Source organism: Clostridium sp. Marseille-QA1073, assembly GCF_054863625.1.
Genome location: NZ_JBSVQM010000010.1, coordinates 71,780 through 86,017 on the forward strand (window position 1 = coordinate 71,780; position 14,238 = coordinate 86,017).

A 14,238-nucleotide genomic window follows, 5' to 3' on the forward strand; every position below is an offset into this window, starting at 1 on the left:
TTAAGAAATTTACTAAAGGTGAATTTCATCCTAAATTCTTCATTCTTAACTATCAATTCTTACTTTCTAAGGATTTAAGCTATTTTTATAAAAAATTTATTTTCCAAAGTACATTTTAAACTTTTATATTAGCTCTCTATATTGAGATCATTTTTGCATAATTATTTATTTCATAACATAAATTGATTTAAGACATCTGAAAGAAAATAATAGGCCAAGGATGCTAGTAATATTTTAGGCATATGAAAGAAAATAGCTAGTTAAAGATTCGAAATATATTTTGCATCAGAAAAGGAGACAGGTTTTCATGATAGTTTAGCTATCATGGAGTTCTGACGACGCAGTATGATGCAAAATAGATGAGTATACTAACTAGGTATTTTTTGAATATGCCTCATATCAGACAAGGCATCAGATTACGCTCATAGTGGTGCTATGGGCGGGTTCTGATAACGCAGTATGATGGAAAATAGGCTAAGATACTGATATATTATTTTTGAAGATGCCTAAATGCTCTTTTATCCTAATATGTATAATTTATAGGGTTAAAAAGCTTTTTAAAATAATAACAATATTTACATTTATTTCAAATTATATATTGTATTTAAAACCATATTATGTTATAATATTTTCTGTAATAACAGTTATTTGAAATTTTATAATTATATTCCACAATAATAATTTTTGTATATTTTGTGGATAATATGTTTTAGAGGTGATTTTTAATGTGGTTTAGCAAAAGTTCAGAAGAAGTTTTAAAAGAGTTTCAAACCAATAGTATTACCGGCCTGACGTCTGCAGAAGTTGAAGAGAAAAAAAAACAGTTTGGGTTAAATAAATTCGCAACAAAAAAACCTAAAACTAAAATCCAAATGTTTTTTTCCCAACTTCAAGATATTTTAATCTATATATTAATTGCTGCTGCAATACTATCTGCTGTTGTAGGAGAAGTTAGTGATACTATTATCATTGGAGTTGTTATACTAATTAATGCCTTAGTAGGAATGATTCAAGAAGCTAAAGCTGAAAAAGCACTAGATGCACTGAAACAACTCTCTACACCTAAAGCTATAGTTAAAAGAGATAGTGAACTTAGAGAAATACCTTCCGAGGAGGTTGTTCCAGGAGATGTAATTATTATAGATGCTGGAAGATATATTCCCTGTGATTTAAGATTGATTGAAAGTGCAAATCTTAAAATTGAAGAATCTGCCCTTACAGGAGAATCTGTCCCTGTTGATAAAGATGCAAATATTTTAATAACTAGCGATGATATTTCTTTAGGCGATCAAAAAAATATGGCATTCATGTCTACTTTAGCTACTTATGGTAGAGGAATAGGTATAGCTGTTGGTACAGGAATGAATACTGAAATTGGTAAAATAGCAAAAATGCTTGATGAAAGTGAAAATGAACAAACTCCACTTCAGAAAAAACTTGAAGAATTAGGAAAGATTTTAGGATTTGCAGCTATAGGTATATGTATTGCTATGTTTATAATAGGCTTAATTCAAGGTAGAGATACACTTGAAATGTTTATGACCTCTATAAGTTTAGCAGTAGCAGCAATTCCTGAGGGCCTTCCTGCTATAGTTACAATAGTGCTTGCTATTGGTGTTCAAAAAATGATAAAGCAAAATGCTATAATTAGAAAACTTCCTGCTGTTGAAACTTTAGGCTCAGTAAATATAATTTGTTCAGATAAAACTGGTACACTAACTCAAAATAAAATGACAGTAGTAAAATTTTACTCTGATAACATCTTAGACAATATAGATAAATTAAATATAAATAATCCTATACACAAGTTATTAATAGAAAATATGGTACTTTGTAATGATGCTACAGCTAGAGAAAATTCAAAAACCGGTGACCCAACTGAGATAGCATTACTAGAAGCAGGAAATATGTTCAATATCTATAAAGAAGAGTTAGAATCTTCACATAAAAGAGTTGATGAAGTTCCTTTTGATTCTGATAGAAAACTAATGACCACAGTAAACAAATACGATAACGAATATTACGTCATGACTAAGGGTGCTACAGACAACTTATTAAATCTCTGTACTAATGCTTATATAAATAATGAAATAATACCTTTAACTGATGAATTAAAAGATACTTTTCTAAAATCAGCCTATGATATGTCTGATAATGCCCTAAGAGTTTTAGGTTGTGCTTATAAAGTTATTCCTTCAACTGATATTGAAATTGATGATTTGGAAAACAATTTAACTTTTATAGGTTTAGTTGGAATGATTGATCCTCCTAGACTTGAAGTTAAAGATTCCATTGCTCTATGTAAAAAGTCTGGTATAAAAACTATAATGATTACTGGTGACCATAAAAATACCGCTTTTGCTATAGCAAAAGATTTAGAAATTGTAAATGACATCAATGAAGTTATTTCAGGAGCTGACCTTGATAAATTATCTGATGAAGAATTATCCAATAAAATAGATAACTTACGAGTATTTGCAAGAGTTTCACCTGAACATAAGGTTAAAATTGTTAAAGCTTTTAAGTCAAAAGGAAATATAGTATCTATGACTGGCGACGGTGTTAATGATGCTCCTTCATTAAAAGCTGCTGACATAGGAGTTGCAATGGGTATTACAGGAACGGATGTAGCTAAAGGTGCCTCTGATATGATATTAACAGACGATAATTTTTCTACTATAGTATCAGCTATAAAAGAAGGTAGGAATATATTTAATAATATCAAAAAGTCTGTGGTATTTTTAATCTCTTGTAATGCAGGAGAAATTGTTTCCCTATTCCTTGCCATACTTTTAGGATGGGCTACTCCACTTAATGCAACTCATATATTATGGGTTAACTTAATTACAGATACTTTCCCTGCATTAGCACTAGGTATGGACCCAGGGGATAAAGATGTAATGAATAGAAAACCACGTAATCCTAAATCAAGTATATTTAAAGGAGCAATTTTAAGCTTAATAATTAATGGAATTCTAATAGGTTCCTTAACTTTAATTGCTTTCGTATATGGTGCTAAAACTTATGGTGGTTCAGATGTTTCATTATCAGCTATGCCTAAACAAGTTTTAATCCATGCTCAAACACTAGCTTTTACAGTTTTAAGTGGAACCCAATTAATTCACTCATTAAATATGAGAAATGAAACTAAATCTATATTCCAAATAGGATTATTTTCAAATATGTATTTAATTGGTGCTATAATACTAGGATTTTTACTTCAATTAATAGTAATATCCTTTACTCCAATAGCAAATTTATTTGGAGTATATAAGCTTACAATTAGTGATTGGGAATTCGTATTCATGCTAAGTTTAGTACCATTAGTATTTAATGAAATTGTTAAAGTAATAAGAAGACTACTAATTAAAAAGGAAGCCTAAATTCTAGGCTTCCTTTTTAATTATTTATTGGCTATAATTTAACCTTCATCACTACTAATTTTTAATCCCTTAGTACTTAAAATCTAGGATATTAGTTATTTATTTTTAGAATTTATTAATGATAATCTAAACTACTACTTTATCTTAGAGTATCTCTAATTATCACTTCATTCATTAATTTAAGCTAATTTATATATAAAGAATCCAAATTATATTAAAATTGCCTGACCAGAACATAAATAATTAATCCGATCATATAATATTCCCTTTAATTGTTCATATGCTTTCTCGCTAGTACAATGACATGTATAATATATTGATTTCTTCCCATCTAAATATTTTCCAATATCATTTATCAATTCTACATTTACACATTTACTAAATATAGGATTAAACAAATGAAAACCTCCAATAACAAAATCTATACTTTTCTCAGTAATATCTTCAGCCTCTTCTAATATATTGACTATTCCACGATGAGCACAGCCTGCAAAAAGATAGTTCTTATTATCAGATGTAATTATAAGATTTTGCTCATGATTAAATTTATCATGAACAAACAAATTCCCTTCTTTTACATATAAATTCTTATTTGATGTTGGTATCATCTTATTTGACCTTATTTTGCTAAAAATAATAAGCTCATCATCTATTTTATAAAAATCATCAACTAAGATAATTCTATCATTTTCTCTTAGAGTTTTATCTAAACCTATATAATATTTAAACAATCCTAAAACATTACTATAGTACTTATCAAAAGCATTTTTATGAATATAAATTTTTGCCTTATTGTTTACTTTTAAAAATTCTTTTAGTCCTCCGCCATGATCTTTATGTCCATGTGATATTACAACAATATCTACTTCAGAAATATCTATATTTAATTTCATAGCATTTCTTATAAATAAATTATTAGGTCCAACATCAAATAGTATATTATGCTTTTCAGTCTTTATGTGTATACATAATCCATGTTTACTGTGATATTGTGAAGATAGTGCCTTATTTTCTAATAATGCTGTAACCTCCATATAATACTCCTTTTTATGTTAAAATTCTTTACAATTTAATATATTATATTTTATTTATATATATTATAATGATTAATCCTTATAATATAGCTATTTCTTGTTATGAAAATTATATCTAGAAATCTGTTAGTAAAATTAATCTTTATCTTATTCTTAATTTTTTATTAAAATCCACCTGCTCCGCCGCCACTACAGCCACCGCCACCTCCAGTTGAACTACCGCCGTTATAGTCTACTGTACTGGAAAAGATGCCATAAGATCCATAGTATATAAATGAATTTGTGGTTGTAAAATTATCAAAGTTAAGATAATTTATAAGCCACATATTAGTAGCATATATTGATGAAGTCAATGCAAACTTTCTAAACTCTTCAAGTCTTTTTCTGCTAACATTTAAAGTTATCATATAAGGTAGGTATTCATCTAAAGGATACATCATAGCCATTGAACCTAAGTCTTTATCTTCAAAGCTCGTTTTTACTTTTTTCCATTTCATTTTTTCACTATATCCGTAATTGCTTAATCTTATTATTAACCCTATGCCCAATACAAATATAATTACACTAATTATAAGTGATAATATAGCTATAATATTTCCATTAATTAAGGATATGATTGATATAATAAACGCAATAACAGATAAAGTTATATATAGAACTCCATATTTTCTATTGCTTTTATCAAAATAATTATTATCTTTCGCTAAATCATTTACTTTTTTTACCCATTTATGATAACTTATCGTAAAATTAATACCTTTTTCTTTATCTTTGGCGATTCTTTCTATCTCTTTCATAGTTATTTCATTATTATAATTGCTTATATCTATCAACCAATCTATTAGATACTGTTCATGAGATAAAAGCTTCTCATAGGGCTTATCTAAGACTATTATTTTATAATCCTCGTTTTTTCCTACTGTATTGTCCTCTAACTCTATAAATCCTCTTCTATTCAAGTCTAATAAGGTAGTTATAAACTCTTTAGTTGTAACTGTTCCATTATAGAATCTTGACAGTATAGCAGGACTACATTTTTCTGGAAATTCATTAAGATTTTCAGTTTTTACAATTCTTTTTGTAATTTTCATATAAAAAATAATAAGCGTTAATCCTATAATTAAAAATATATAAACTAGAAAATCGACACCTTTTTTAATCTTTTTATTAGTTTCCACTTTCTTTTCATAGTCTAACCTTTTTCTTTCTTCTTTTTGTAGTATTTCTGTTAATCCATCTTTATTTTCAGTTTTAGTGGAGCTTATTAAAATATCTTTTGGAAATAAAACTCTTCCAGTAAGATACATATCTTTTTTAATATCTGTTGCTTCAAATATTATTTTATTATTTTCAATTTTAGCTTTAGGAAATCCATCCCCTGTATCAAAAAATGCCTTAATATCTTTCTCTGATATCTCTTTAGGAAGCACTATTACTCCATTAAAGCTGTCTATCTCACTTTTATAACCTTTATCCCAAAAATTATAATATAGCTCTCCAACATCATTATATAACGTCGTTACGTCAGATAATGTATAACTAAGCTTAATTTTTCTTTTTACGTTTCTTGATGGAATATATAATTTAATCCTAAATAAATTTTTATTTTCCTCTTCTATTTCATAAAGAAAGTTATCTCCATTTTTAGCCTTTTCACTATATTTAAATTCTTTTTCTACATCATCTTCTATAAGAAAAACTTTTAAATCTTTAATACCGTTTGTCCCTTTTATAGAAATATCTTTAAAAGCCCCATTAAATTTTCCACTGAAATCCATCATTAATGTTTCTTCAACCTTTAATGATCCATCCTTTAAAATATTAACTGTAGAATGTAATTCATTAATTTTAACCTTTTTGTCATTGGCATAAACAACCATAGAGGTTGAAATTATAAATATTAACATTAAGCTAAAAACTTTAAATAAATTTATTGTTAATTTTTTGCTATTCATTTACTCACCTCAATCACTATTGCTAGAAAAAATAACTTAATAGATTAAATTTCTTTGAAATTTAAAGATTTCTCCTAAAACCTAATTATATATAGTTTCAATAAATTATTTTTAATTCCTCTTTTATATCCTTTATAGAAAATTTAGATTCTTATACTCTATAAATATTTTTCATAAATTTTAAAAAAGTGAAAAATCATCATGATGCCATGATGATTTCTCTTATTTATATTAGTTTTGTTCCGTTTTCATCTTGTATTATTAGATTTCTTTTCATAAGCCCACCTAAAGCTCTTTTAAAAGCATTTTTGCTTGTATTAAAAGTGCTTTGTATATCCTCTGGTGATGATTTATCATTTAATTTCATTGCTCCATTATTTTTCTTTAAATAATCTAATATAACAGTTTCTAAATCTTCTTTTTCTACTAACCTACTTTTTCTTGAGGTTACACCAACTTGACCTTCTTCATAATATCTTTTGACCCTAACCTTAATGGTTTCTCCTGCTTTAAGGTCATTATAATACTCATTTTTAAGTATTACTCCCCTATAAACGTTTTCTAAAGCTATCATAGCTGTTCCATTAGTCTGGAATCCATATATAGTTCCTTCAACCTCTTCTCCTATGTTATAGCTATTTGTATCATGAAGATATTTATCTATGTTAGTGGTAGCTGCTAAACGATTAGTTTTATCTAAGTATAGATAAAACAAGTATTTTTTTCCTACTTCTAGCTTATATTTAATTTCCTTAAAAGGTACTAGTACATCCCTTTCAAGTCCTATGCTTATAAAAGCACCTATTTTGCTATTGTCTACTACCTCTAAATAAGCAATTTCTCCTATCTGTGCTAAAGGATTTTTCATAGTGGCAATCATTCTATCTTTAGAATCCCTGTATATAAAAGCTTCTACTTCATCTTCAACCTGAAGTTCATTGCCTAGTGCACTCTTTGTTGGTAATAAAATATCATCAGAGGTATTATCAGTTTTTCCATCTAAATAATATCCAATTTCCGCTATCCTTACAACTTTTAGTTTATTTATTTCTCCAATTTTTATCATGTATAATCTCCTAATTCTTCAAAAATTTTTCCCAATCTACATATTCATTTAACTTATCTACAAACTTAACTAAGTACTTTTCTTCTAATTCAGTAAATCTATTAAATATTGGACTGTCTATATCAAGAACACCATAAACTATCCCATCGTTAATTATAGGTATTACAATTTCTGAATTAGAAGCAGAGTCACAAGCTATATGTCCTGGAAATCTATGTACATTTTCAATTCTTTTTATTTCTTTATTTTCTGCTGCTGTGCCGCAAACACCTTTTCCAAAAGCTATTCTGTTACAAGCAGGTCTACCTTGAAAAGGTCCTAAAACTAACTCGTCTCCTCTAGTAAAGTAAAATCCACTCCAATTAATTTCATCTACAAGAGCATAAATAATCGCAGATGCATTTGAAAGGTTTGCTAAAACATCACTTTCACTGCTTAACTGACCTTCTAAAAGAGTTAGCATATATCTATATTTCTGTTCATTTGTCATTTTATTTATACTATCTAATTTTATCATTTTATGCCCCCAAAATTCAATTCACAATTCAAAATGCACAATGCATAATTTAGGACATTTCTTAGCTAATGCTAAGAAACTAATAATTTATTTCTTCAATTTAAAAATTCTCATGCTCTGCTGAGAATTATCCACAATTGTGAATTGTGAAATGTGCATTGTGAATTACTATCCTTGTTTATGTTCTATTCCCATTTGAACATATATTTCTGCGGATTTTTTTATATGTTCAATTTCTTCTTCTGTTAACTCTCTTACAACTTTTGCTGGAGATCCCATGCATAGTACTCCCGATGGTATTTTTTTACCTTGAGTTACTAAACTTCCTGCTCCTATAATAGTATTTTCTCCTATTTCAGAATTATTAAGTATAATAGAGCCCATTCCTATTAAAACATTATTTCCAATATTACATCCATGAATAATACTATTATGACCTATAGTAACATTATCACCTATCTTTGTTGGTGTATTATGATCATTATGTACAGTGCTATTATCTTGTATATTTGTATTTTTTCCTACTTTTAAACAATCCATGTCTCCTCTTAAAACTGTACCATACCATATATTCGAATTTTCTCCTATTTCTACATTTCCTATAATAGCTGCATTTTCTGCTATAAAGCAACTCTCATGTATATTAGGATTTATTCCCTTAAATGATTTAATCATATTTCTCTCTCCTTATATTTTCTCTAAATTTAATATTACACATTTTTAAAGAAATAATTCTAGTGCATTCTAATAATTATTTTTCCATATGCTTTAGGCATCTGAAAGAAAATAATAGATCAAAGATGTTAGTATATTTTTTATCAGACAAGGCGTTAGGTTCTACTCATAGTGGAGCTATGGGCGGGTTCTAACAACGCAGTATGATGGAAAATAGGCTAATATACTGGTCTATTATTTTTTTGAAGATGCCTTATATATTATTTTAGTTAATATTATATAAAAAAGCTAGTCTCTGAAAAATAAAGCTATAAAGCTATTTTCAGAAGTTTTTAATTATTTCCTCTTATTTTTATATAATAATTTTTATTGATTAAATTATAATCTTGGTATATAATACCACATATAGTGCATATAAACTATTATATAACTATATATAGTGTTATTTCGACTTAATTGATTTTAAATACGGGAGGTGACCATGCTAGGAATATATTTTCTAGCATTATATTATGGACGATATTAAGAAATTTTTAAAAAGATATTACACAAAAGCCTTAACGGAAAATACGGATTTAACAGTTTACGATTTATTTGAATGGAAAAAGGTTGATGTTTTTATAAAAGATTATAAAACTAACACAGTATTAGTTGATATGAAAGATTTAGAGTTTCCTAAAGATTACTCACAAAATGCTTGTGATATAATTGCCTCTAAGTATTTTAAAAAAGCATTAGTACCTAATGAAGTTGGATACGAAAACAGCTTAAAGATGATAGTTCATAGAATAGTAAACTTTTGGTGTGATGCCTTAGTTGATGAAGGACTTATAAATAATGAAGATGAAAAAGAAATTTTATATGATGAACTTGCATACTGCTTTTTAAATCAAATGTATGCACCTAATTCTCCACAATGGTTTAATACAGGCTTAAAACATGCCTATAATATAGATACAGACAGTTTAGACACTTTCTACTATGATGAAAAAAAAGCTAAAGTAGTAAAAAGTAAAGATGCGTATACTCGTACTCAAGCTTCTGCTTGTTTTATACTTTCTATAGAAGATAAGTTACTTGGAGAACATTCTATTTCTGAACAATATGTTACAGAAACTAAATTATTTAAAGGTGGTTCTGGTACAGGTACAAATTACTCTACCATTAGAGCAAAAGGAGAAAAATTATCTGGTGGAGGAATTTCTTCTGGAGTTATGAGTTTTTTAAAAGGCCTTGATAGAAATGCTGGTGCTATAAAATCTGGTGGTACTACAAGACGTGCTGCTAAAATGGTTGCCTTAGATATTGACCATCCCGAGATATTTGAGTTTATAGAATGGAAAGCTAAAGAAGAAGATAAAGTAAGGGCTCTTGGTAAAATGGGATATGATGCAACCTTTGAAGGTGAAGCATATGAAACCGTATCAGGACAAAATGGAAATAACTCTGTTAGACTAAGCAATGAATTTATGAAAAAAGTTATTAATCTTTCAGAAAATGAAGATGAGACCATTGAACTTAAAGGAAGAACAGATGATTCTGTAAATAAAACTGTTAGAATTAAAGAATTATGGGATTCTTTCAATTTATCTGCTTGGAAATGTGCTGATCCAGCACCTCAGTTTGATGATATTTTCAATGCATGGCATACTTGTCCCGCTGGAGAAGATGGTTTATATGGTGCAAAATATAATAGAATAAACTCTACAAATCCCTGTGGAGAATATGCTTTCTTAGATGACACTTCCTGTAATCTTGCATCAATAAACGTATATAAATTTTATGATGTTAAAAATAAAGTTTTTGATTTAGAAGGTTATATTCATTTAGTGAAACTTGTACAATTAGCACTTGAAGCTTCTATACATTGGGGACAATTTCCTACAGAAGATATAGCTAGAAAAACATATTTATTTAGATCTACTGGACTTGGAATTTCTAATTTAGCTTCACTACTTATGGTTATGGGTTACCCATATGATTCTGAAGAATCTCGAAGCTTTTCTGCTAGTATTATAGGTATATTAACAGCTAGCTCTTATATCACTTCAGCACTTATGGCTAAAAAATTAGGAGCTTTTGAGAAGTATGAAATAAATAAAAATTATATGTTAAGAGTTATAAGAAATCATGCAAGAGTAGCTAAAGCTATAGATTCTGAATATGAAGGTTTAGACTATACTCCTGTAGAAATAAATCATGAAATATTGACTAATAACGGATTAGATTATATAAGCAAAGCCTTAAAAGAGCTTTGGGTTAAAGCTATATCCTTTGGAGAAGTATATGGTTATAGAAATTCTCAGGTATCTGTTATTGCACCAACAGGAACTATCTCCTTTGCAATGGATTGTGGAGCTACATCTATTGAACCTTATTTCTCTCACTTTATATATAAAAAGTTATCTGGTGGTGGATTTATGACTATTGTAAATCCAGTTATAGAAGCTTCTCTTGAAAATCTAGGTTATAATGAAAATGAAATCAAAGATATAATTGATTATATCCTAAGAAAAGAAATAGTTGATGAAGATGGCTTAGAATATGAAAAAATTGTAGATGGAAAAATTGAAGGTGCACCTCATCTTAAAGAAGAACATCTTCCTATATTTGATACTGCAAACAAATGCGGAAGTGGAAATAGATTTATAGGACCTATGGGGCACGTTCTTATGATGGCAAGTATAACTCCTATGATTTCTGGTGCTGTTTCTAAAACAGTTAATTTGCCTAAGAATGCAACAGTAGATGATTTTAAGAATGTTGTTGTTAATTCTTGGAAATTAGGAGTGAAAGGAATTTCATTATATAGAGATGGATGTAAAGCTAGCCAACCATTAAATACAACTCTAAATTCTGAAAGAAAGCTTACTCTTGAAGATTTAACTTATGCTCAATTATTGGAAAAGGCTAAAGAATTACAAAAAAATTCCAATATTTCAACCCGTGAGAAGCCTGAAGGCATAAGAGTTGGCACTACTCATCCTGCGCAAATAGAGGATGTTAAAATATACACTACTGTTAATAGAAATGAACAAGGTGCAATTACAGAAATCTATATAACAACAGATAGAGAAGGAACGATAATTACTGGATTATTAAACTCACTATCAAAGTCAATTTCCGTTATGCTTCAATATCATGTACCTGCACAGGATATTGCTAGAATGTTAAGAGGTCAAAAATATGAACCTTATGGTTTTGTACAAAAACATCCATATATTAAGCATGTAACTTCTATTTCTGATTTAATTAGTAAGGTTATAGATATAGAACTTGGAGATTTTTCTCGCTGCCAAGTAAAGCCTGATAGTGAAGATATAATGATGATAAGCAAAAGAAACTATTTTGCTGCTCAAAGTGAAATATCTAGTAGTTTAGTAGTGAATGATAATTTAACTACTGGTGAAAGAATATACTCCGAAGTTTGTTCTCACTGCTCAAGCACTAGACTAGTGAAGAATGGTACTTGTAAAGTTTGCCAAGATTGCGGTACTACTACAGGATGCAGCTAATAAAAAAGGAGTTCGTTGAACTCCTTTTTCTAATTCATAATGCACAATTATGGATATTTCTCAGCATTAATTTCCACCCTTCAACAATTGAAAATTGACAATGGACTATGGACAATTGTGGATATTTCTCAGCTACCGCTGAGAAATTTACAATTATTTATCTGTAACGTTGAACAATGCTCTCCACATAACTAGCAATATAATTGCTAGTTAGAAACATATTCAAAGAAATTATTTTGCTAAAAAATAATTTCAGCCTTAATTTTGAATTGTCAATTTTGAATTCTCCATTGGTGAAGCCCCTGAGGTGCAGTATGCTAAGGAGCTATATCTGCGGTATTAAACAATATTTTAACTATATTGCTTATCTCCATAATACTAGTGTAAGCCCACTAATTCTTGCTCCGAACTAGGGTGGAAGCCGAGATATGTGTAAAAGCCGGTAACTTTATGACAAAAAATTACATAAATTTACCGGTTCTATAATTTTATTAATATCTATCTCATGTATTGAATCAGGAATTTCATTTAAATCTATAATGTACTCTCCAAATCTTTTAATATGCGCTGTCATATATGGGATCAAAGACTTAATATCCTCTTTGATTACAATCACACCTTCAGCAGCTAATTTTTCAAGTGCAATATTTATGTCAATTACATTGTGAAGTATAACTGCATTTGCTAATAATTCATTATATTTTATAATCTTATTTTGTCCATCAGAATCATTTTCACATATAATGCCTTCTCCTCCAGAGAAGAACCATTTTAAAACCAATTATAAGCTTCAACTTTATTTGTACTTTCAGTTATCTTTTCTCTTAGCTCCACATTTGATATAAATTTCAGTAGATAAATCGTTCTTATTGCATTGCCAAGTTCTCTAAATGCTTGGTATAGCTTATTCTTTTTACTGTCATTATTAAGTTTTCTAAGGACCGTAGAGGGCAGTATCTTCCCAGACCTAATTAATAAAACAACTTGAAATAAATCCTTATAGTGGGTTTCTATGATAGTCCAGTTAATTGTGTCATTAAATAATTCCTCTATATGGGGATATTCTAAATCTTTATTAACTTTAAAAAATCTTAGATCTTTCCAATTCCGTATTCTAGGGATTAGATTTATTCCTAAAAGATACGTTAATGCAAATACTGGTGTTGATTGTCCTTGGGTATCAGCATGACAGTATCAGGTTGAATATCAGATTTTAATAGCCCATCTATTATATACACCGCCTCCCATACACCGCAGGGTATGAAATGACTAAATAATGCTATGTATGTATCTGAAACATGATTGTAAGCTATATTTCTAATGCCCCCATATCTAATATGGTTTTCTTCTAATAAGTTTTGAGATTAAGTATCTAGCTGCGTTCCATCGGCTACCACTACATTAACTTTTCCCCACATTTTAGGTAATGAGAACTTATTATAAAAATTAATAACATCAGCTAGAGCTTTGTCTAATTTTTCTTCTGTAATATGTCTTTTGTTTGTAAAACTTATCATATGCGGTGTAATAGAACCCCTAATATGCTTTGAAGTTTGAGCAGTGCCCATGTTAGAACCATATCCAAAAGTTAACAATATATATCTTTCCTTAGGATTTTTTAATTTAAGCTCTGTGCCAGAGTTTGGACCAAAATATTTTGTATAGTTTACCCAACGCTCTATATTACAAAGAATTTCCATGATATTTCTTTCTGGCATATGTTTTTCAACATGTCTTTTAAATTCTTTAATTTTAGACCTATCTTGTGTACTTTTCTTTTTCTTGAGCGTAACTTTACCATCATCATTTATAACAAGTTCAGTATTTTCAGGATAATTTCTATCTGCAGATTCACACTTCTTCTTAAGCATACTTTTAAAATTATCAATAAAATCTTGTTTATTAGTTGGAAGGTTAATTTCTCTGCAGTAATATCTAATAATGGTTCACATTCATCCCAAGTAAGTAATTGTGTTCTATAGTCAGCATATTCTTCAGATTCTTCAGCATATATATCTCCAGTTTTAAATTCAGAAGCTATATAAGAAAAAATGCACATTTCAAAGTATCTTCTAGCAAACATTTCTTTTTCT

9 protein-coding genes and 1 pseudogene are annotated in these 14,238 nt (G+C 28.7%); 2 read left to right on the top strand and 8 right to left on the bottom strand.

The features are described 5' to 3' along the window. Positions 1 to 725 precede the first annotated feature (725 nt). The gene (locus ACY1IQ_RS10955; protein ID WP_461613955.1) at positions 726 to 3,383 is read left to right on the top strand and encodes a cation-translocating P-type ATPase; all 2,658 of its coding nucleotides are present in this window, start codon (positions 726 to 728) and stop codon (positions 3,381 to 3,383) included. A 209-nt stretch (positions 3,384 to 3,592) separates the two neighbouring features. Here the strand turns inward: ACY1IQ_RS10955 and ACY1IQ_RS10960 are convergent, their stop codons facing one another. The 5 genes from ACY1IQ_RS10960 to ACY1IQ_RS10980 all read right to left on the bottom strand — a co-directional run bounded on the left by ACY1IQ_RS10960 (position 3,593) and on the right by ACY1IQ_RS10980 (position 8,630). Beyond that, entirely contained in the window at positions 3,593 to 4,417 is an 825-nt protein-coding gene (locus ACY1IQ_RS10960) for an MBL fold metallo-hydrolase (protein WP_461613956.1), read from the bottom strand. A gap of 164 nt (positions 4,418 to 4,581) precedes the next feature. Further along, positions 4,582 to 6,372 (bottom strand): DUF2207 domain-containing protein, encoded by a 1,791-nt coding sequence (locus ACY1IQ_RS10965; protein WP_461613957.1) that lies wholly within the window; start codon positions 6,370 to 6,372, stop codon positions 4,582 to 4,584. A gap of 226 nt (positions 6,373 to 6,598) precedes the next feature. Then, positions 6,599 to 7,438 (bottom strand): CvfB family protein, encoded by an 840-nt coding sequence (locus tag ACY1IQ_RS10970; RefSeq protein ID WP_461613958.1) that lies wholly within the window; start codon positions 7,436 to 7,438, stop codon positions 6,599 to 6,601. Positions 7,439 to 7,448: 10 nt separating this feature from the next. Then, positions 7,449 to 7,955, bottom strand: coding sequence for a GAF domain-containing protein (locus ACY1IQ_RS10975; protein ID WP_461613959.1), 507 nt, complete (start codon positions 7,953 to 7,955; stop codon positions 7,449 to 7,451). Positions 7,956 to 8,123: 168 nt separating this feature from the next. Then, positions 8,124 to 8,630 (bottom strand): gamma carbonic anhydrase family protein, encoded by a 507-nt coding sequence (locus ACY1IQ_RS10980; protein WP_461613960.1) that lies wholly within the window; start codon positions 8,628 to 8,630, stop codon positions 8,124 to 8,126. A 512-nt stretch (positions 8,631 to 9,142) separates the two neighbouring features. On the opposite strand from ACY1IQ_RS10980, the gene ACY1IQ_RS10985 reads away from it, so the two are divergent. Further along, positions 9,143 to 12,145, top strand: a complete 3,003-nt coding sequence (locus ACY1IQ_RS10985) for a vitamin B12-dependent ribonucleotide reductase (protein ID WP_461613961.1) — start codon at positions 9,143 to 9,145, stop codon at positions 12,143 to 12,145. A 448-nt stretch (positions 12,146 to 12,593) separates the two neighbouring features. On the opposite strand, the gene ACY1IQ_RS10990 is transcribed toward ACY1IQ_RS10985, so the two are convergent. From ACY1IQ_RS10990 to ACY1IQ_RS11000, 3 genes and pseudogenes are all read right to left on the bottom strand, one after another. Beyond that, positions 12,594 to 12,926 (bottom strand): Tn3 family transposase, encoded by a 333-nt coding sequence (locus ACY1IQ_RS10990; RefSeq protein ID WP_461613962.1) that lies wholly within the window; start codon positions 12,924 to 12,926, stop codon positions 12,594 to 12,596. Next, positions 12,917 to 14,016, bottom strand: a pseudogene (locus ACY1IQ_RS10995) (transposase). Before ACY1IQ_RS10995 ends, ACY1IQ_RS10990 begins: the two are co-directional and overlap by 10 nt. Next, complete coding sequence (locus ACY1IQ_RS11000; protein ID WP_461613963.1) at positions 13,953 to 14,228, bottom strand: hypothetical protein; 276 nt, start codon at positions 14,226 to 14,228, stop codon at positions 13,953 to 13,955. Before ACY1IQ_RS11000 ends, ACY1IQ_RS10995 begins: the two are co-directional and overlap by 64 nt. Between the last annotated feature and the right edge of the window lie 10 nt (positions 14,229 to 14,238).

Coding starts and splice junctions, on each gene's coding strand:
- ACY1IQ_RS10955 (WP_461613955.1), top strand. CDS start 726: ATGTGGTTTAGCAAAAGTTCAGAAGAAGTTTTAAAAGAGTTTCAAACC.
- ACY1IQ_RS10960 (WP_461613956.1), bottom strand. CDS start 4,417: ATGGAGGTTACAGCATTATTAGAAAATAAGGCACTATCTTCACAATAT.
- ACY1IQ_RS10965 (WP_461613957.1), bottom strand. CDS start 6,372: ATGAATAGCAAAAAATTAACAATAAATTTATTTAAAGTTTTTAGCTTA.
- ACY1IQ_RS10970 (WP_461613958.1), bottom strand. CDS start 7,438: ATGATAAAAATTGGAGAAATAAATAAACTAAAAGTTGTAAGGATAGCG.
- ACY1IQ_RS10975 (WP_461613959.1), bottom strand. CDS start 7,955: ATGATAAAATTAGATAGTATAAATAAAATGACAAATGAACAGAAATAT.
- ACY1IQ_RS10980 (WP_461613960.1), bottom strand. CDS start 8,630: ATGATTAAATCATTTAAGGGAATAAATCCTAATATACATGAGAGTTGC.
- ACY1IQ_RS10985 (WP_461613961.1), top strand. CDS start 9,143: ATGGACGATATTAAGAAATTTTTAAAAAGATATTACACAAAAGCCTTA.
- ACY1IQ_RS11000 (WP_461613963.1), bottom strand. CDS start 14,228: ATGTTTGCTAGAAGATACTTTGAAATGTGCATTTTTTCTTATATAGCT.